The 19,090-nt window shown below is 70.9% G+C and carries 14 protein-coding genes; 4 read left to right on the forward strand and 10 right to left on the reverse strand.

The window, feature by feature from the left end:
- Positions 1 to 18: 18 nt before the first annotated feature.
- Complete coding sequence (locus tag AB0L95_RS14880; RefSeq protein ID WP_365161830.1) at positions 19 to 3,333, reverse strand: S8 family serine peptidase; 3,315 nt, start codon at positions 3,331 to 3,333, stop codon at positions 19 to 21.
- 360 nt (positions 3,334 to 3,693) lie between these two features.
- On the opposite strand from AB0L95_RS14880, the gene AB0L95_RS14885 reads away from it, so the two are divergent.
- The 3 genes from AB0L95_RS14885 to AB0L95_RS14895 all read left to right on the forward strand — a co-directional run bounded on the left by AB0L95_RS14885 (position 3,694) and on the right by AB0L95_RS14895 (position 7,737).
- Positions 3,694 to 4,158, forward strand: a complete 465-nt coding sequence (locus tag AB0L95_RS14885) for an NUDIX hydrolase (protein WP_365161831.1) — start codon at positions 3,694 to 3,696, stop codon at positions 4,156 to 4,158.
- 247 nt (positions 4,159 to 4,405) lie between these two features.
- Positions 4,406 to 6,172 (forward strand): TIGR03767 family metallophosphoesterase, encoded by a 1,767-nt coding sequence (locus tag AB0L95_RS14890; protein ID WP_365161833.1) that lies wholly within the window; start codon positions 4,406 to 4,408, stop codon positions 6,170 to 6,172.
- Between the two features lie 356 nt (positions 6,173 to 6,528).
- Positions 6,529 to 7,737, forward strand: coding sequence for a glycosyltransferase (locus AB0L95_RS14895; protein WP_365161913.1), 1,209 nt, complete (start codon positions 6,529 to 6,531; stop codon positions 7,735 to 7,737).
- A gap of 74 nt (positions 7,738 to 7,811) precedes the next feature.
- On the opposite strand, the gene AB0L95_RS14900 is transcribed toward AB0L95_RS14895, so the two are convergent.
- Entirely contained in the window at positions 7,812 to 8,876 is a 1,065-nt protein-coding gene (locus AB0L95_RS14900; protein WP_365161834.1) for a hypothetical protein, read from the reverse strand.
- 262 nt (positions 8,877 to 9,138) lie between these two features.
- On the reverse strand, positions 9,139 to 11,724 hold the full coding sequence (pepN, locus tag AB0L95_RS14905; RefSeq protein ID WP_365161836.1) for an aminopeptidase N: 2,586 nt from the start codon (positions 11,722 to 11,724) through the stop codon (positions 9,139 to 9,141).
- A gap of 158 nt (positions 11,725 to 11,882) precedes the next feature.
- On the opposite strand from pepN, the gene AB0L95_RS14910 reads away from it, so the two are divergent.
- Complete coding sequence (locus AB0L95_RS14910) at positions 11,883 to 12,545, forward strand: DsbA family protein (protein ID WP_365161838.1); 663 nt, start codon at positions 11,883 to 11,885, stop codon at positions 12,543 to 12,545.
- A gap of 55 nt (positions 12,546 to 12,600) precedes the next feature.
- Here the strand turns inward: AB0L95_RS14910 and AB0L95_RS14915 are convergent, their stop codons facing one another.
- The 7 genes from AB0L95_RS14915 to AB0L95_RS14945 all read right to left on the reverse strand — a co-directional run bounded on the left by AB0L95_RS14915 (position 12,601) and on the right by AB0L95_RS14945 (position 19,089).
- The gene (locus AB0L95_RS14915; RefSeq protein ID WP_365161840.1) at positions 12,601 to 12,828 is read right to left on the reverse strand and encodes a hypothetical protein; all 228 of its coding nucleotides are present in this window, start codon (positions 12,826 to 12,828) and stop codon (positions 12,601 to 12,603) included.
- Positions 12,829 to 12,961: 133 nt separating this feature from the next.
- The gene (locus tag AB0L95_RS14920) at positions 12,962 to 13,603 is read right to left on the reverse strand and encodes a superoxide dismutase (RefSeq protein WP_365161842.1); all 642 of its coding nucleotides are present in this window, start codon (positions 13,601 to 13,603) and stop codon (positions 12,962 to 12,964) included.
- Between the two features lie 142 nt (positions 13,604 to 13,745).
- Positions 13,746 to 15,122 (reverse strand): amino acid permease, encoded by a 1,377-nt coding sequence (locus AB0L95_RS14925; protein WP_365161844.1) that lies wholly within the window; start codon positions 15,120 to 15,122, stop codon positions 13,746 to 13,748.
- A gap of 120 nt (positions 15,123 to 15,242) precedes the next feature.
- On the reverse strand, positions 15,243 to 16,136 hold the full coding sequence (locus tag AB0L95_RS14930; protein WP_365161846.1) for a TauD/TfdA family dioxygenase: 894 nt from the start codon (positions 16,134 to 16,136) through the stop codon (positions 15,243 to 15,245).
- A gap of 51 nt (positions 16,137 to 16,187) precedes the next feature.
- The gene (locus AB0L95_RS14935; RefSeq protein ID WP_365161848.1) at positions 16,188 to 17,537 is read right to left on the reverse strand and encodes an LLM class flavin-dependent oxidoreductase; all 1,350 of its coding nucleotides are present in this window, start codon (positions 17,535 to 17,537) and stop codon (positions 16,188 to 16,190) included.
- Positions 17,534 to 18,268, reverse strand: coding sequence for an ABC transporter ATP-binding protein (locus AB0L95_RS14940; protein ID WP_365161850.1), 735 nt, complete (start codon positions 18,266 to 18,268; stop codon positions 17,534 to 17,536). The genes AB0L95_RS14935 and AB0L95_RS14940 overlap by 4 nt, the downstream gene beginning before the upstream one ends.
- The gene (locus AB0L95_RS14945; RefSeq protein WP_365161852.1) at positions 18,244 to 19,089 is read right to left on the reverse strand and encodes an ABC transporter permease; all 846 of its coding nucleotides are present in this window, start codon (positions 19,087 to 19,089) and stop codon (positions 18,244 to 18,246) included. Before AB0L95_RS14945 ends, AB0L95_RS14940 begins: the two co-directional genes overlap by 25 nt.
- Between the last annotated feature and the right edge of the window lies 1 nt (position 19,090).

Consider the following 19,090-nt stretch of genomic DNA (forward strand, 5'->3'; position numbering starts at 1 on the left):
CAGGCAGGGACCGCCGGGTTACGGCGTGACCTTCTCGATCTTCACGCTGCCCACGCCCGCGGCCGTGCCGCGCGCGTTGACCAGCTGGACCTGGCCGAAGAACTCCCGGCCCTCGGGGGCGGCCGCGGCCGCGGTGACCGTGCCGGAGACCGTCGCGGAGTCACCCGTGCCGAGCTTCACCGGCGCCGAGCCGTCGACCGTGACCTGGCCGAGGGCGGGGGAGAAGAACACGTCCCGGTAGTCGTAGGCCGTCGAGCCGGACGGGACCGAGTAGCCCACGACCTGGACGGTGTAGGTGCCGGCGGCGGGCGAGTCGACGTGCACCGACTCCTCGGAGTCGCCGTCCGCCGACTGCGCGACCTGCTTGCCGCTCGCGTCGTACACCGTGAGGTCCAGGTCCGCGGCCGTGTCGGACACATTGCCGATGGCTACGTCCAGCGAGGTGGCGCCCGCGGGCACCTCGACCGTGCTGGTCTGGGTCTCGCCGCCCTTCATGGACGGGCGGGCCGTCTTCGAGGAGCCGAGCGGGCCGCCGACCAGCTTGCCGTCCAGTGCCGCGTAGCCGTTGGTCACCTTCCAGGAGGCGGTGGCCGGGGTGCCGACCTTGGCCTCGGGGACGGTCACGGTCGCGGGGTCGAAGGCCGCGCCGAGGACGGTGACGTCCAGCTTGTAGGGGTTGTCGAGCATCGGCGACGTACGGCGCGCCTCGACCTCGACCTCCCAGACACCGGCCTGCGGGTCGGCGTACGAGCGCACGTCGGGCTTGCAGCCGTTGCCGTCGAAGTAGTTGTTGTAGCAGTTGGGCGTCGAGGTGTTGTCGACCGGAGTGCCGTACGGGTGGATCGAGATGAACCGGGTCTGGCTCTTGTCCTTCAGCCCGCTCATCGCGACCTCCAGCGACTTCGCGCCCTCGGGCACGGTCAGGAAGTACGACCGGCTGCTGTTGCGCTGCACCGAACTCGACGCGGACCAGGTGTACTTGACCGGCGCAGAGACCACGACCGTGGTGAGGATCTGCTTGTCGAGACCCTCGGTCCTCGGGTCGTCGACCTCCAGGATCGCGCTCTTGATGCCCGCGGACCGCGGAGCCGCCTGGACCTTCACGGTCACCGGCTGGTTCAGCGGCAGTTTCACCTCGTCCGAGCCGAGGATCCGGAAGGTGCCGCCGTAGTTGTTCTCGAAGTGCAGCTCGTGGCGGACCGCCTTGTCCGGGCCGGACGTACGCGTGATCGTGATGTCGTACGTCTTCTTCTCACCGGCCTTCAGCCCGCCCTCGCGGTCGTACAGGCCCGTGCCGAAGCCCGGGGTCTTCAGCGCGTAGTCGATGGCCGTGTCGACGGGGGCCTTGACCGCGTAGTCCATGGGCTCGGCGTCGGCCGCCTCGTCGCGGATCGCGTCCCAGGCGTCGACGATGTCGATGCTGCCCGCGCCCTCCTCGTAGGCCTGCGCACCCTTGATGTGGTCCGCGGTCGAGGTCAGGGCCGTGCGCAGCTTCGCGGGCGACAGGTCGATGTGCTTCTGCTCGGCGGCCGACAGCAGCAGCGCCGAGGCGCCCGCGGCCTGCGGGGACGCCATCGAGGTGCCCTGGAGCATCGAGTAGCCGGCCGGCAGCGAGTAGCCCGCCTCGGCGACCGGGGAGCCCGGCAGCCAGGTCTGGGTGGTGTTGATCGCGGCGCCGGGCGCGACGAGGGTCGGCGTGAAGCCGCCGTCCTCGCGGGGGCCGCGCGAGGAGAACGGCATCAGCTGGTACTTCTGCGTCACCTGCGAGCCGTAGTTGGCGGCCCAGGTCTCCTTGGAGATGCCCGCGCCGACCGAGATCACCTTGTCCGCGAGACCCGGGTCGCCGATGGTGTTGGCACCGGGGCCGGAGTTGCCCGCGGAGATCACCAGCTGGACGCCGTAGGTGTCGATGAGGCGCGTGTACAGCTCGGCGCGCGCGTTGTTGCCGTCGTTGAGCGCCGGGAGGCCGCCGATGGACATGTTGACGATGTCGACGCCGCGGTTGACGACGAGGTCGATCATGCCCTCGGTGAGCGCGACGTTGGTGCAGCCGCCGGTCCAGGTGCAGGCGCGGGAGGAGACGATCTTCGCGCCGGGGGCGGCGCCGTTCATCTTGCCGCCGAACAGGCCGTTGGCGGAGGTGATGCCCGCGACGTGCGTGCCGTGCTCGGACTCGATGACGCCGATGTTGACGAAGTCGGCCTTCTTGCCGACCCAGGTCCCGCCGAAGGGGTCCATCGGCACGTCCTTGCGGATCTGCACGACGAACGGCACGCGCTCGACGACGTCGGTCTTCGGGTCGTCGGTGCCGAAGTAGCCGACCTGGTAGCCGTCCTTGTACGGCTTCATCGGCGTGTCGTCGCCGAAGTCGTGGTTGTTGTTCAGGTCGACGGTGACCGTGCCGGCCGCCGGGTCGTACAGCACGCCCCAGCTGTCGGTGGTGTCGCCGTCGCGGTTGAGGTCGCCCTTCTCGTCGCCGCCGGTGGTCGCGGACTCCTTGAAGGTGCTGATCTCGTACGAGCCCGTCGGCGCCGTCCAGGTCTGGCCGCCGTAGGAGAACTCGGGCCCGGAGACCGGGGTGACCATCGGACGCCAGGTCGCGTCGCTGTCGACGATCGGGTCCGTCGAGGTCACCCAGTCGACGATCTTGCGCTCGCCGGTGGTGGTCTTCTGCAGCGCCGGGTGGCCGAGGTCCACGCCCGAGTCGAGGATGCCGATGGTGACGCCCCGGCCGTCCGCCTTCGGGTGCTCCTTGACGAAGTCGACGGCGCCCGTCTCGAAGGAGGGGTTGTACGGGTTCTCGGCGGGGGTGTTCTTGTTCGGGCCGCTGTAGCCGGCCGTCCCCCTGCCCGACGTGCTCTTGGCGGTGTCCGCGCTCGGCGTCGGGTCGTCGAGCGGGATCTCCCGCCGCAGGTCGATGGCGTGCACCGAGGACAGCTTCGCGGCGGCGGCGATGGCCGAGTCGGCCTTGGCGGTCGGGACGGTGGCGCGGACGTAGCCGAGCTTGTCGTAGCTGCGGCCGACGGAGCCGCCGCGCACCGCGTCCAGTTCCTCGGCGACCTGCTCGGTCTGCCCGGGTGCCGTCGCGATCATCATGGTGACGTTCTTGGCGCCGTCCGCCTTGGCCTTGGCGAGGAGGTCCGCGTCGTCCGAACCGAGCTTGGCGTTCGCGGACTTGACGGTCGGGTCGGTCCCCGCGGGGGTGTGGTCCGCGGCGAGGGCCAGGGGTATCGGCCCGGCGGCGGAGAGCGCGGCCACGAGACCCGCGGCGACGGCTATGCGGGCCACGCGTCTGGCGCCCGATATCGGGGCGCGGTGAGGGTCGGGGGTCATCGGCATCCCTTGTTGGTAAAGGAACGTGGGTGACGCGGCCGGAAACCGGAGATGGACCGGTTCTGACCGCGGCCGTCCGGATGTCGGGTCCGGGAGACCGCTCAGCTTTACCCAAGGGACATATGTTTGGGGAGAGTTGACCGAGACGGGATGGAGCCATGGCACAATCCCGCCATACGTCATCGGGGACTTAGTGGAGCAGGCCGGACATTTCTGTGAGCCGGCTGTGCGTTCTGCGCGTTCTGCGCGCGTAGTGGACGCCCTCAGCACTCACACGTGAGCACCCGGTGACGACGGACCCTCCCGCATCCGCCCGCCCGTTCCCGTGCCGGCCCCGGCCGACGCGGGTAACGTCCCTGTGTGCGCAAGAAGTTGAGGGTGGCGGCCTACGCCATCTGTGTTCGCGAGGGCAAGCTTCTGCTCGCCCGGGGACGGGATCGCGACGGCGCGCCCGAGTGGACCCTGCCCGGCGGCGGCATGGAGCACGGTGAGGACCCCTATGACACCGTCCTGCGGGAGGTGGAGGAGGAGACCGGCTATCTCGTCGAGCCCACCGCCCTGCTCGGTGTGGACTCCGTCCGCCACGCCCTTCGCGACAGCTTCGGCCGGGCCGTCGACCACCATGGCCTGCGGATCGTCTACGAGGGGCGGATCACGGGCGGCGAACTCCGCAACGAGGTCGACGGTTCCACCGACCTCGCGGCCTGGCACGAGCTGACCGCCGTACCGGAGCTCAGGCGGATCAGGCTCGTCGACACGGGGCTCGCGCTGTGGCGGGAGCGCCCCGCCGCCGGCCGGTCACCGCTCGCCGGCGGACCGTACTGACGCCTCCGGGACCCGTCTCGATACCCCGGAACATGAACGCGGAGTGACCGCCCTCCGGCCGTTCGGCGAGCGGTCGCGAACGCGCAAGGTGGCCCAAGATCGACGTACGGTGATCGGCGCTGCGCGTTGCCGCCGCGTTCACGCACAGGCCATCCCCGGTGCCAACGATCCAGAGCGAGCGGGGTGTTCGCTTCAGCGATCGTCCCGCGACCACTGCTGACGCGCTCGGACTCGGGGAGATCGCGCCATGTCGCGCATACGCTCTGTCGCCACGGCGGCTGCCATGAATCGTCGCGCTCTGCTCGCCGCCGCCGGGGCCATGTCCCTGACCGCGGGGGTCGGTTTCGCACTGCGGCCCGAGGAGAGCCAGGCCGCCGACCACACCGCCGGGCACGCCGCGCAGGGAGAGGCGCCCGTCGCCGTGTCCCGGCAGGCCCCGGCCGCCGCCTCCCTCGCCCCCTACACCAAGGGCACCACACTCGCCACGGTTGCCGCCGCGCGGAACAGCTCCGGGTACCGCCGGCTCGGCGACGGCCCCGGCTGGAGGCGTGTCGTGCGCAGCGAGCTGGCCACGCCCAAGTCCGGCCGGGCCGGCCGGCGTACGACGCTCGCCGCCTTCGTGCAGTTCACCGATCTGCACCTGATGGACAGCCAGCACCCGCTGCGGCTGGAGTTCCTGCGCTCCACCGACCGGCACGCCTGGCGGCCTCACGAGGCGCTGACCGTGCCCGGCGCGATCTCGCTGGTCGAGCGGGTCAACTCGCTGCGGGGCGCCCCCGTCACCGGCTCCCCGCTCCACTTCGTCATGACCACCGGCGACAACACGGACAACAACGCCAAGTCCGAGCTGGAATGGTTCATGAAGATCATGAGCGGCGGTCGCATCACCCCCAACTCCGGTGACCCGCGGCACTACGAGGGCGTCCAGAACAGCGGTCTGAAGCTCTACTGGCAGCCGGACTCCGCCGTCCGCGACGCCGACAAGCAGCTCGGCTTCCCGCACCTCCACGGTTTCCTGGCCGCCGCGATCCGCGAGGTGCGCAGCCCGGGCCTGAACCTCCCCTGGTACTCCACGGTCGGCAACCACGACGCCCTCCCGCTCGGCTGCTACGGACACGGCGACCCGTACCTCGCCGAGTTCGCGATCGGCGGCAAGAAGCTGATGGAGCTGTCCGCGGCCGAGGCGAAGAAGCTCCAGGACTCGATCAAGTACGCCAAGGACCCCAAGGGCGTGCAGTTCCGCGACCTGCTCAAGGCCCACGCCCGCGCCATGCACTCGGTCACCCCCGACGAGAAGCGCGCCCCCTACACCCCGGCGGACTACCTCAAGGCCCACCTCGACCCCGCGTACGCGGGCCGGGGCCCCGTCGGCCACGGCTACTCCTCGGCGAACGTGGACGCCGGCACCCAGTACTACTCCTTCCGCATCGCCGACGACGTCATCGGCATCAGCCTCGACACCACCGACCCGGGCGGCCACTACAACGGCTCCATCGGCACGGCCCAGCTGTCGTGGCTGGACAAGACGCTGCGCGACAACAAGGACTCCTACGCCGTCGTCTTCAGTCACCACACCAGCACGACGATGTCCAACACCCGTCCCGACCCCGCCCGCCCCGGCGAGCGGCGGCACAGCGGCAAGGAGGTCATCGCGCTGCTGAGCGGCCACCCCAATGTGCTGGCCTGGGTGAACGGGCACATCCACAAGAACCGCATCACCCCGCACGCCGCCGCCGGGGGCCGCTCCTTCTGGGAGATCTCCACCGCCTCGCACGTCGACTACCCCCAGCTCGCCAACATCATCGAGGTGGTGGACAACAAGGACGGCACGCTGTCCGTCTTCACCACGCTCATCGAGTCCGCGGCCCCGCACCGTACCGATGTCGCCGACCTGAGCCAGACGGGCCTGGCCGCCCTCTACCGCGAGCTGTCCTTCAACGCCCCCGGCGCCGACAAGACGCTCGCGGGCAACCCGTCCGACCGCAACACGGAGCTGGTCCTGAAGAAGGCCTGACCCCGCCCGGCGAGGCGAGGAGGCGGCGGCCCCGGGGCCAGTCCACCGGGACCGCCGCCGTCACCCGGGCGCTGCCGGACGCGGCCCCCCGGCCCAGGAGGGCCCCGGTCGTCGTCACACCGGGGACCATGCCCCTGACCTGCGGATCTTGGGCCGGGCCCACTTTCCGCAGCGCAGCCCCCACGCTCCGAGATCACCGAATTACGGTGTAAACCCATCTGACCCGGACATGAGACACGCCGTTCATCTCGATGAAACATCTGTGCCGCCTCATATCGGACAACCCGCAGTTCACGGGGATGGTTCGAGATGTGTGCAAGGCGGGTGGTCGCGTGCGACTCAGGCACCAACTGCGCGTGCTGTCGGTCTACGACGGTTTCTTCTCCGGGGGCGCCCGGATCCTCCACAGCGATGTCGTCCTGGGGCTGCAGGAGGGCGGTCAGCACCACCGTGTGCTGAGCGTCCACGCAGAGGTGCTCCGTGAGGCCACCCGGCAGGCGATGGAGGACGACGCCTGCTACCGCTCGCTGACCGCGGCCGGGGTGGAGGTCACCTCCCTGGGCCGCGTCTCCGGGCTTCCCGGGGGCCTGGACACCGACCCGACGCTGTTCACCGGGCCGGAGCTGGCATCGACCGCCAGGGCCATGGCGGGCGCCGACGTCATCCTGTCGCTCAAGGAGCAGCCGCTCGCGCTGCTCAACCAGGCGGGCCTGCCGCGCCGCCCGGTGATCGTCTCCCTGCACCGCTCGGACCCGGAGAACCAGGGCGGGGCGCTCGACGAGCTGAAGACCGCCATCGCCGACGGCAAGGTCGTGGCCTGCGTCTGCTGCGCCGAGTCGACCCGGGCCGCCTACGAGGCCGCCGGGATCCCGCCCGAGGTGCTGCACGTCATCCCGAACGGGGTCGATCTGCTGCGCTTCCGCCCCGACCCCGCGCGGCGGCTCCGGCTGCGCGACTCGCTTGGCATCCCGGACTCCGCGCCGGTCGTCGTCTTCGCGGCCCGCTACGACGCCATGAAGAACGTCCCGTTGTTCCTGCGCGCCGCCCGGGCCTGGCTGCGGCGGGAGCCCGACGGGCAGGTGCTGATGTGCGGCGCGGGCATGGCGGCCGGCCAGCCCGGGCTGCACGCCGACATCGACGCGGCGTTCGAGGGCGACCTGGCGCTCGCGGACCGGCTGCATCTGCTGGGCGTCCGGCGCGACATGGAGACCGTCTACGCGGCCGCCGATGTGGTGGCGCTGACCTCGGCCTGGGGCGAGGCGGCTCCGCTGTGCCTGATCGAGGGCATGGTGTGCGGCGCCGTTCCGGTCGCCACCGATGTCGGCGACAGTGCGGCGATCGTCGCCGGGCACGGCTTCCTCACCCCGCCGGACCCCGACGCGATCGCGGCAGCCTGGGCGGACGCCGTCGCCGCCCGCGCCGATCTCGCCCCGGTCCTCGAACGCAGCCGCGAGCGCTTCAGCCGCACCCGCATGATCGCCTCGTATGCCGCACTGATCGACCGGATCCACGCGGAGTCGTTCCGGCCGCCCCTCCCGGAGCCTCCGCTGTCCGAGCCGCTCTGACGGACCCGGCGCACGAGGAGGGGCCGCCCACGGGCGGCCCCTCCCCTCCCCTCCTGACGTCTGCCCCCCGCGCCCTACCGGGGCAGGACAATGACGTACGCGGCGGGATCGCGGTCCGCCGACGCCATCAGGGCCGTGCGGACCACCGTCGCCTGCTGCTCCGGCGCGTCCCGCAGCTTCTTCGGCGTGATGTGGACGACCGTGATCCCGAGCCGCTCCAGGTGCTCACGCTTGCGGGCGTACTCCGACCACAGCGCGTCGTCGTCCGGCCGGTCGCCCTGCCGCGGGGCGCGGGTGTCCAGCTCCACCGCCACGGCCTGTTCGGGCCAGTACGCGTCCAGGCCGCCCAGGTGAGGACCGCCCGGGAGCCGGAGATCCACGTTCCACACGGGGTCCGGGAGGCCGTGGTCGCGCACCATCCGGTACAGGCGGTCCTCCGCGATCGCCCGGCCCTCCGCCAGCAGCGAGTCCACCGCCTCCACCACATGCGGCCGGCTCAGCAGCCGCGCCTGGTTCAGCTCGCGTACCACCGCGGCCGGTTCGCAGTGGCCGCCGCGCACCGCCTCGGTCAGCAGCCGGCGCACCGCCTCCGCGTCCGGCAGCTGGGCCACCGCGTCGGCCAGTGCGCGCGGGACCGGCGCGACGGACAGACCGGCCACCACCCGGGGGGCGGGCAGCAGCGGGGTGCGGATCACCCGTGCGCAGCCGATGCTGCGCAGCCGCCGCGACCGCGGGACGAGGACGTCGATCTGCTTCAGGGCGGGCAGCGTGGGGGTGCAGGAGAAGCCGTGCAGTCCCAGCGCGGCCAGGCCCGTGATCATCGCGTCGGGGTAACGCACCGGCGCGTGCGGACCGTTCGCGCCCGGCTGTGACGGGACACCGGCGGCCGGGGTGCCGAGCGGTGAGCGGCTCGCGTAGAGCAGGACCGCGTGCAGTTGTTCCTCGACGGTCGGCGGCCCCTGGTGCAGGAGGAACACGCCTGGCAGGAACTGCTGCCAGGGGCCCCCTGGCCGGGAGTGCTCGATGGTCTCGGCGGCCGTCACACCGTGGGCACGCAGCTGAGCGGTGGTCAGCACCCGGCGCTGTGCCTCCGACAGATGACGGAGGGGGCGGGGGGAGAGCGGGGTGTTGTGGTTCATGACCCGGACGTTCCCGCGCCCGATCCGTCCGATAACCACTGTTACATGCTCGTCGACAAATCCGGACAATATGCAGCTAAAGTACGGGCGTTCGACTGCCGAAAGAGGCAGGTCCGGGCCGGGGGAAGGACGGGTTACGGGTTCCGATACTCGTATTTCGTAACTGTCGTTCCCCGGGCTCCCCGGCGCTCCCGATGGCTAGTGCTGTGGCCGGAAAGGTTTGCCGGGCGTCGCGAGCCGGTGAACCTTTCCGGTGGCAGCACTAGCGGCCGGCCTCCGCGTCGCACGCCTGACCGCGCAGGGCGCGCGCCAGGTCGTCACGTGCCTCCAGGACCAGCCTGCGCAGCGCCGGCGGCGCGTCCTCGTGCGCCGAGAGCCACGCGTCCGTCGCGGCGAGCGTCTCCGGCGAGTCCTGGAACACGGGGAACAGGCCCCTGACCACGTCCATCCCGATCTGGATGGACCGCTCGGCCCACACCCGCTCGATCGCCTCGAAGTACCTCGCCGTGTACGGCGCGAGCAGCTCTCGCTGCGACGGCTGGACGAAGCCCGCGATGGTCGCCTCCACGAGCGCGTTCGACAGCGCCTCCGACTCGACGACCTGCGCCCACGCCTGGGCCTTCACGGCCGCCGAGGGGCGCGCGGCCAGGCAGCGCACCTGGTGCCGCTTCCCGGAGGCCGTGTCGTCGCGGGCCAGCTCCGTCGCGAGCACCGACTCGTCCGCCGCCCCGTGCGCGGTCAGCGGCTGCAAAAACGCCCAGCGCAGCTCCTGGTCCACGTCCAGCCCGGCGAGCTGCGTGGTGCCGTCCAGCAGCGCCCGCAGCAGCTGGAGTTCGCTCTCGTCGCCGGCCACCGCTGCGAAGAACCGCGCCCAGGTCAGCTGGTGCTGACCGCCCGGCTCCGCCTGCCGCAGCTCGCGCAGCGCGCCCTGGGCCAGCAGCCGCTCGCCCGTCGTGCGCCACTCGGGCGCCGCGTAGTGCGTCAGCGCCGACTGTGCCCAGTTGTGCAGCATCTGGAGCACGCCGATGTCGGACTCCCGGCCGGCGAACCGCAGCACCAGGTCGATGAAGTCCCGGGCCGACAGCAGCGCGTCCCGGGTCAGGTTCCACAGCGCCGACCAGCACAGCGCCCGCGCGAGGGGGTCGGTGAGGGAGCCGAGCCGGTCCTTCAGGGTCGCGAGCGAGGTGTCGTCGAGGCGGATCTTGCAGTACGTGAGGTCGTCGTCGTTGACGAGGACCAGCTCCGGGGCCTCGGCGCCCGCCAGTTCGCCGACCACCGTCCGCGGACCCTGGACGTCGACCTCGGCGCGCGCGTACCGCACGAGCGCATCCCGCTCGGTGCGGTACAGGCCCACCGCGACCCGGTGCGGCCGCAGTTCAGGGTGCGATTCGACCGCCTCCTGGAGCACGGACAGCTCGGCGATCCGGCCGTCCGTGCTCAGCAGCACCTGCGGGGTGAGCGAGTTGACGCCCGCCGTCTGGAGCCAGGAGCGCGACCAGGCCGTCATGTCCCGGCCGCTCGTCTCCTCCAGGACGGACAGCAGATCGCCGAGGCGCGTGTTGCCGTAGGCGTTCCGCTTGAAGTAGCGCCGCGCACCCTCCAGGAACGCCTCCCTCCCGACGTACGCCACCAGCTGCTTGAGCACCGAGGCGCCCTTGGCGTAGGTGATGCCGTCGAAGTTGAGCTTGGCGTCCTCCAGGTCGCGGATGTCCGCGGTGATCGGATGCGTGGACGGCAGCTGGTCGGCGCGGTACGCCCAGGCCTTGCGGTTGTTGGCGAAGGTGATCCAGCCGTCGGTGAAGCGGGTCGCCTCCACCAGTGAGAAGGAGCCCATGAAGTCCGCGAAGGACTCCTTCAGCCACAGGTCGTCCCACCAGACCATGGTCACCAGGTCACCGAACCACATATGGGCCATCTCGTGCAGGATCACATTGGCCCGGCGCTCGTACGACGCCTGTGTGACCTTGCCGCGGAAGATGTACTCCTCGCGGAAGGTGACCAGGCCCGGGTTCTCCATCGCGCCGAGGTTGTACTCGGGCACGAACGCCTGGTCGTACTTCCCGAAGGGGTACGGGTAGTCGAAGTGGTCGTGGAAGAAGTCCAGGCCCTGCTTGGTGACGAGGAAGACGTCGTCCGCGTCGAAGTGCCTGGCCAGGCCCTTGCGGCACATCGCGCCGAGGGGGATCTCCAGTGTCGTGCCGTCGGCGAGGGTGCGGGTGTAGGTGTCCGTGACGTAGTGGTACGGACCCGCCACGACACAGGTGATGTACGTGGAGATCGGCTTGGTCTCCGCGAACCGCCACACCCCGTCGTGGTGCTCCCCGGCGCCGTTGCCCCACACCGTCCAGCCCTCGGGGGCGCGGACCTCGAAGCGGAAGGGGGCCTTGAGGTCGGGCTGTTCGAAGTTGGCGAAGACACGGCGTGAGTCGGCGGGCTCGTACTGCGTGTACAGGTAGACCTCGCCGTCCTCCGGGTCGACGAAGCGGTGCATGCCCTCGCCGGTGCGGGAGTAGGCGCACTGGGCGTCCACCACCAGTTCGTTCTCCGCGGCCAGGTCCTCCAGGAGGATGCGGGTGCCGTCGAAGACCTCGCCGGGGTCGAGGTCCTTGCCGTTGAGCGAGACGGCGGTGACGCCCGGGGCGATCAGGTCCGCGAAGCTCGCGGCGCCCGGCTCGGCGCAGCGGAAGCGGATCGTGGTGACCGAACGGAAGGTACGGGGCTCGCCGTCCGCGCTGCCGGGTGCCTCGCCCACGGCGGAGCGCAGGTCGAGCGATACGTCGTACCCGTCGACGGAGAGCAGGGCGGCCCGCTCCCGGGCCTCGTCGCGGGACAGGTTCTCACCGGGCACGGAGGGCACTCCCTGGGTCGGCTGGATCGACGGACAGGGACCGATCCTGCCATGAGCCCCTGACACCGGACACCGGGGCGCACCTCATGAGCGATTCCGGGAATGGGCGGGGCGGCCTGTGATGTTGCCCGGTAAACGACCGCGCTTCTAGGAGAGTCATGTCCGAGACCGTGACCGCTTCCGGCAAGACCCCCGTCGACTTCTGGTTCGACCCGCTGTGCCCCTGGGCCTGGATGACCTCCCGCTGGGTCCTGGAAGTGGAGAAGGTCCGGGACATCGAGGTCCGCTGGCACATCATGAGCCTTGCCGTGCTCAACGAGGACAAGCTGGACCAGCTGCCCGAGGAGTACCGGGAGATGCTGGCCACCAAGGCGTGGAAGCCGGTGCGCGTGGTGACCGCGGCCTGGCAGAAGCACGGCGACGACGTCCTCGGCCCGCTGTACACGGCCCTCGGCACCCGCTTCCACAACCAGGGTGAGGGCCCGACGCTGGAGGCCATCGCCGCGGCGCTCGACGAGGTCGGCCTGCCCGCGGACCTGATCGACTACGCCGAGCAGGAGGACTTCGAGTTCGACGCCGAGCTGCGCGCCTCGCACAAGGAGGGCATCGAGAAGGTCGGCCAGGAGGTGGGCACCCCGGTGATCGCGGTCCCGGGCGCCGACGGCGAGCAGATCGCCTTCTTCGGCCCGGTGGTCACCCCCGCCCCCAAGGGCGAGGACGCCGCGAAGCTGTGGGACGGCACTCTGGCGGTCGCCTCGGTCCCGGGCTTCTACGAGATCAAGCGCACCCGGACGAAGGGCCCGGACTTCAGCAACCTGTAGGACACCCGGTGCGGACCGCGCGGGCGTACGACCCCGGCGGCCCGCACCGCCGTGTTCACTCCAGGACGGGCACCCGGATGGGCCGGGCGAAGGGCTTCTTGTTCCCGCCGGTGCGCAGGTTGCGGCACTGTCTGCCGGTATCGGCGTCCAGCACGGCCGCGCACATCCGGAACTCGCGCACGGCCGCGCGGCCCAGCCGCTCCTCGAGCCAGGCCTGCTCGGCACGGTTGAGCACGCGATGGGGCTGATCGGCGTCACAGGTGTAGCAGTAGTCCATCGGCATCCGGCCACCATGCCCCGGAGCCCCCGCTACCGGAAGACCCCCGCGAGTCAGGTCCTCGCGGGGGTCTTCCCTTCATCCGCCTGCCGGTGAAACGGTGAGAAGACGATCACGGGCAGGACGCTTCACGCCGCCCTCAGGGGGCGAGCAGCAGCACGTCGGTCCGGGACCTGGCGGCCGCGTAGCGCCGGGCCACGTCCTGCCAGTTCACGACCTGCCACATGGCCTCGATGAAGTCCACCTTCTGATTGCGGTACTGCAGATAGAAGGCGTGCTCCCAGGCGTCGAAGACCAGGATCGGGGTGGCCGCCTGGCCGACGTTGCCCTGGTGGTCGTAGACCTGCTCGACGATCAGCCGGCCGCTGAGCGGCTCATAGGCGAGGACGCCCCAGCCCGAGCCCTGCGTGGTCGCGGCGGCCTTGGACAGCTGCGCCTTGAACTGCTGATACGAACCGAACGACTCGGCGATGGCGTCGGCCAGCTCGCCCACGCCGTCCTGCTCCAGCGGCTCCCCGCCGCCGTCACCGCTCATGTTCTGCCAGTAGATCGAGTGCAGGATGTGGCCGGAGAGATGGAAGGCCAGGTTCTTCTCCAGGCCGTTGATCGAGCCCCACGCTTCCTTGTCCCGCGCCTCGGAGAGCTGCTCCAGGGTGTCGTTGGCACCCTTCACATACGCCGCGTGGTGCTTGTCGTGGTGCAGCTCGATGATCTCGGGGCTGATCACGGGGGCGAGCGCGGCGTAGTCGTACGGCAGCTCGGGCAGCGTGTAGACGGGCATGGGGGTCCTCTCCTACCTCTTATTGCAAAGAGCTTGCAAGTACACGCTAGCAACAAAAAGAGCAGGGCGGGGCCGGGGCGGGCAAGAGGAAGGCCCCCACGTGTCGACGTGAGGGCCTTGCCGGTCGAAGGAGGGGACGGCGTCAGTCCCGGGCGCGTGCCCGCTGCCGGGCGTAGCCCAGCACGGCCAGGAACAGCGTCATGCCGCCCGTCGAGTACAGCTGCACCCGGGTGTCCGGCTGCCGGGCCATCAGTACGAAGATCGCCGTCATGCCCGCCAGCGCGACCCAGGTCAGCACCGGGAACGCCCACATCCGCACGACCAGCCGCTCGGGCGTCTCCTGTTCCAGCCGGCGGCGCATACGCAGCTGCGAGACCGCGATGAAGAACCAGACGACCAGGATCACCGCGCCGATCATGTTCAGCAGCCAGGGGAAGACGTCGTTCGGCCGCCAGTAGCTGAGCACGACACAGCCGAAACCGAACAGCGACGAGGTCAGCACGGCGGCCCGGGGCACACCGCCAAAGACCCGGCCCAGCGCCTTCGGGCCCTGGCCGCGCTGCACCAGCGAGTACGCGATGCGCGAGGAGCCGTAGATGTTGGCGTTCATCGCGGACAGCAGCGCGACCAGCACCACCACGCTCATCAGTCGTCCGGCGCCCGGAATGCCCAGGTGGTCGAGGGCCGCCACGTACGGGCCCTTCCCGACGACCTCCTTGTCGTGCCACGGGACGAGGGTGACGATGACCGCCATCGAACCGATGTAGAAGACCGCGATGCGCCACATCGCCGTACGGACCGCGCCCGCCACGCCCCGGACCGGATCCGGGGACTCCGCCGCGGCGATGGTGACGGTCTCCAGACCGCCGTACGCGAACACCGACGCGAGCAGTCCGATGACGAAGCCCTGGCTGCCGTGGGGCAGGAAGTCGCTGAGGTTCGAGGCGCCCGGGGAGTCGGTGCCGGGCAGCACCCCGGCGATCGCCAGCACGCCGAGCACCAGGAACAGCGTGATCGCACCGACCTTGAGCGCCGCGAACCAGAACTCGAACTCGCCGAAGTTCTTCACCGCGGCCAGGTTCGCACCGCAGAAGACGACCATGAACAGCGCCACCCACGCCCACTCAGGCGTCCCCGGCAGCCAGCCGGTCACGATCTTCGCGGCGCCGATGCCCTCCAGGCCGACGGCCGTGCACAGCAGCACCCAGAACGACCAGCCCGCGGTGAAGCCCGCCCAGGGGCCGATCGCCCGCTCGGCGTGCGCGGAGAAGGAGCCCGAGGAGGGATGGGCGGCCGACATCTCGCCGAGCATCCGCATCACCAGCATGACGAGCAGACCGGAGACGGCGTACGCGATCACGATCGACGGGCCGGCGGCGGCGATACCCGCGCCGGAGCCCACGAACAGTCCGGCGCCGATCACACCGCCGAGGGCGATCATCGACAGATGGCGCTGCTTCAGTCCGTGCGACAGGGCGACGCCGGTCTCCGGTGGTGTCTCGACGGTCGTGTGGGGCATGGGCGCCTCGTCCAATTGCAAGAGTCGGGCAAAAACCCCCACAGTCTGGGCAGCCTCTCCGCTCCGGCGGAGAAGCTGCCCACTATCCGGACGTCGGCTGTACGGAAGGTGAATCTCCCGTTACGCGGCGATCGTCGTGTAGTGCGAGGCGTCCCCCTCGATCACATAGCTCTCCTTGCCCTCCACGCCGACCGGGATGTCACCGGCGACGGTCACCCGGTTCAGACGGCGCGGCAGGCCGTCGTAGTTGTCGATGGCGTAGTGCTGGGTGATGCGGTTGTCGAACAGCACGAGCTGGTTCTCCGACCAGCGCCAGCGCAGGATGTTCTCCGGCCGGGTGACATACGCCTGGAGCAGGTCCAGGATCCTGCGGGACTCGGGCACCGACAGGCCGGCGATCCGCTGGGCGAACCCGCCGATGAACAGCCCCCGTTCGCCGGTCAGGGGGTGGACGCGCACCACCGGGTGGGCGGTGCGGTACCTGATCGAGGTGAACTGGGCGCGCTGGGCGGCCTTCTCCTCGTCGATCGCCTCGTCCGGCACCGCGTAGTCGTAGTCGTTGGTGTGCTCCGCCCACAGGGTGTCGGCGAGGCGGCGCAGGAGTTCCGGCAGGTCGCGATAGGCGGCCGCGGCGTTGGCGATCAGGGTCTCGCCGCCGTACGGCGGGATTGTGAGCGAGCGCAGGGTGCTGGCCTGCGGCGGATTGAGGACGAAGGTCACATCGGTGTGCCAGTGGTTGGCGCGGCCCCGCTCGCTGTCCACGGGCAGCACGTTCGGGGCGCCCTCGACGGCGGGCACCGTCGGGTGGGCGGTGGTGAGGTCCCCGAAGTGGCGGGCGAACGCCTGCTGGCCCTCGTCGTCGAGGTTCACCTCGTCGAAGACGAGCGCCTTGTGGACGTTGAGGGCCTCCCGGACGGCGGCGGCCGTCTCCTCGTCGAGGGGTTTGGAGAGGTCGACGCCGACGATCCGTGCGCCGATGTTCGCGGTGACCTTGTGGATCTCGATGGCCGGCATGGCGGGTCCTTTCAGACGGTGGCGAGGGCGGTCAGGCGGTGGCGAGTGCGGTCAGGCGGTGGCGAGTGCGGAGGTGCGGTCGGTGACGTACCGGTTGGCGGGCCGCGGGAGGCCGTAGCGCTCCCGCAGGGTCCGGCGCGGGCCGTACTCGGCGCGGAGCAGGCCCCGGGCGCGCAGGAGCGGGACGACATGCTCGACGAAGGCCTCCAGGCCGGAGGGCAGCAGCGCGGGCATGATGTTGAAGCCGTCGGCCGCACCCTGGGTGAACCATGTCTCGATGGCGTCCGCGACCTGCTCGGGCGTCCCGGCGAAGGTGAGGTGCCCGCGCCCGCCGCCGAGCCGTCCGATCAGCTGCCGCACGGTCAGCCGCTCGCGCCGGGCCAGCTCCACCACGAGCGTGTAACGGCTCTTGGCGCCCTCGATCGAGCTCTCGGGCGGGAGATCGGAGGGAAGTCCGGCGTCCAGGTCGAGGCTGCCGGGCTTCAGACGCAGCAGGTTCTCCAGCCGGTCGCGGCCGTGCTCGTGCACGATGTGCTCCTCGAGGACCCGCTCGTTCGCCCGCGCCTCGGCCTCCGTGGAGCCGAGCACCGGGACGATGCCGGGCAGCACCTTGATGTGGTCGGGGTCCCGGCCGGCCGCCCGGGTGAGGGACTTGAGGTCGGCGTAGAAGGCCTGCGCGCCGTCCAGCGTCTGCTGGGCGGTGAACACCGCCTCCGCGTACCGGGCCGCGAACCGCTTGCCGTCCTCGGAGGAGCCCGCCTGCACCAGCAGCGGATAACCCTGCGGCGAGCGCGGCACGTTGAGGGCGCCCTCGACGCTGAAGTACGTGCCCCGGTGCCGTGGCGGATGCAGCTTGGCGTCGTCGCCCCACACGCCCGCCGCCTTGTCGGCGACGATCAGATCGTCCTCCCAGCTGTCCCACAACTTCAGCGCCACGTCGAGGAACTCGGCGGCGCGGGCGTAGCGCTCGGCGTGCGCGGGCTCGTGCTCGGCACCGAAGTTGCGGGCGGCCTCGGCACCCGCGGTGGTCACGATGTTCCAGCCCGCCCGGCCGCCGCTGAGGATGTCCAGCGAGGCGAGTCTGCGGGCCAGGTTGTAGGGCGCGTTGTACGAGGTGGACGCCGTGGCGATCAGCCCGATGTGCTCGGTGGCCGTCGCCAGGGCGGTGAGCAGGGTGAGGGGCTCCAGGGCGCCGGAGGGGCGCTGCGCCACACCGCCCCACAGCTGGGGGCTGTCCGCGAGGAACAGCGAGTCGAAGGTGCCGCGCTCGGCGATCCGAGCGAGACCGACGTAGTGGGCCAGGTCCACATGAGCGTGCGGGTCGCTCTCCGGGAGCCGCCACGACGCCTCGTGGTGGCCGGTGTTCATCAGGAACGCGTTGAGATGCAGCTGACGGGTCATGCGGGATCCTCCGTGACGCCCAGCGCGGCGAGCAGCCGTTCCCGGTACGCGCCGAGGAGCGGGTCCCGGTACGAGCGCGGATGCGGGCGGTCGATGGTCAGGTCGAGGCCGATCCGGCCCCGGTCGAGGACGAGGACGCGGTCGGCGAGCACGATCGCCTCGTCCACGTCGTGGGTGACGAGCAGCACGGACGGCCGGTGGCGCTGCCACAGCTGCCGCAGCAGGCCGTGCATTCTGATCCGGGTGAGCGCGTCCAGCGCGCCGAACGGTTCGTCGGCCAGCAGCAGTTCGGGCTCCCGGACCAGGGAGCGGGCCAGGGCCGCGCGCTGGGCCTCGCCGCCGGACAGCTCGCCCGGCCAGGCCCGCTCCCGGCCTCCCAGGCCCACTTCGGCGAGGGCGGCCCGGCCGCGTTCGGCGGCCTCCTTGCCGTCCGTGCCCAGCAGGACGTTGTCCAGCACCCGGCGCCAGGGCAGCAGCCGCGAGTCCTGGAAGACCACGGAGACCCGCTCCGGCGCGGTGAGCCGACCGTCGCCGTCGACCTTGTGGTCGAGGCCGGCGATCGCCCGCAGCAGGGTGCTCTTGCCCGAGCCGCTGTGCCCGAGCAGGGCGGTGAACTGGCCGGCGGGCAGATCGAGATCGATGCCGTCGAGGACCTTGCGGCCGTCGTAGGACCGGGTCAGGCCCTGGATGCGGACGGCGGGGCGGGTCAGCTGCTCAGTGTGCGTCGCCACGACAGCACCCTCCGTTCGACGATGCGGACCGCGCTGTCGGAGGCCAGGCCGAAGATGCCGTAGATCGCCAGGCCGACGAGGATGACGTCCGTCTGGCCGTAGTTCTGGGCCTGGAACATCAGATAGCCGAGGCCGCTGGTGGCGTTGATCTGCTCCAGCACCACCAGACCCAGCCAGGAGCCGGTCACGCCGAGCCGCAGCCCGACAAAGAAGCCGGGCAGCGCGCCGGGGATCACGATCTGGCGGATGAACCGGTACCTCGACAGGCCCTGCACCTCCGCGAGTTCGACGAAGCGGCTGTCGATGCCGGACAGGGCGGCATGCGTGTTCAGATAGACCGGGACGTAGACGACGATGGCGATGATCGCGATCTTGAAGGTCTCGCCGATGCCCAGCCAGAGGATGAACAGCGGGATCAGACCGAGGGTCGGGATCGCCCGGTTGAGCTGCACGGTCCCGTCGATCAGTGCCTCACCGGTCCGGCTGAGTCCGGAGGCGAGCGCGAGCAGCACCCCGGCGGTCAGTCCGAGCGCGAAGCCGTAGGCGGCCCGCCGCAGCGAGGTCAGCACATCCGTGGACAGCGTGCCGTCGGTCCACAGACGGACCCCGGTCCTCAGAACCGTCCACGGGGCCGGGATCGCGGCCGGGTCCAGGCGGCCGGCGGCGGAGGCTGCGGCCCACAGGGCGAGGAGCAGAAGCGGGCCGAGGAGGCGGGCGGCGGGCAGCGGCCTGCCGGGGGCGAGACCGCGGCGCCTGCGTCGCGCGGGCGGAGCGGAGGGCGCCGCGGGTGCCGCGGCCGTGGTCGTGGTCGTCGTGGTCACG

The sequence above is a fragment of the Streptomyces sp. NPDC052036 genome (genome assembly GCF_040680495.1).
Classification (GTDB): domain Bacteria; phylum Actinomycetota; class Actinomycetes; order Streptomycetales; family Streptomycetaceae; genus Streptomyces.

What these genes read in the sequence shown, in the direction of transcription:
- AB0L95_RS14930 (WP_365161846.1), bottom strand. Translation starts at nt 16,136, where the DNA reads ATGCCGGCCATCGAGATCCACAAGGTCACCGCGAACATCGGCGCACGG.
- AB0L95_RS14925 (WP_365161844.1), bottom strand. Translation starts at nt 15,122, where the DNA reads ATGCCCCACACGACCGTCGAGACACCACCGGAGACCGGCGTCGCCCTG.
- AB0L95_RS14915 (WP_365161840.1), bottom strand. Translation starts at nt 12,828, where the DNA reads ATGCCGATGGACTACTGCTACACCTGTGACGCCGATCAGCCCCATCGC.
- AB0L95_RS14890 (WP_365161833.1), top strand. Translation starts at nt 4,406, where the DNA reads ATGTCGCGCATACGCTCTGTCGCCACGGCGGCTGCCATGAATCGTCGC.
- AB0L95_RS14910 (WP_365161838.1), top strand. Translation starts at nt 11,883, where the DNA reads ATGTCCGAGACCGTGACCGCTTCCGGCAAGACCCCCGTCGACTTCTGG.
- AB0L95_RS14935 (WP_365161848.1), bottom strand. Translation starts at nt 17,537, where the DNA reads ATGACCCGTCAGCTGCATCTCAACGCGTTCCTGATGAACACCGGCCAC.
- AB0L95_RS14900 (WP_365161834.1), bottom strand. Translation starts at nt 8,876, where the DNA reads ATGAACCACAACACCCCGCTCTCCCCCCGCCCCCTCCGTCATCTGTCG.
- AB0L95_RS14920 (WP_365161842.1), bottom strand. Translation starts at nt 13,603, where the DNA reads ATGCCCGTCTACACGCTGCCCGAGCTGCCGTACGACTACGCCGCGCTC.
- AB0L95_RS14880 (WP_365161830.1), bottom strand. Translation starts at nt 3,333, where the DNA reads ATGACCCCCGACCCTCACCGCGCCCCGATATCGGGCGCCAGACGCGTG.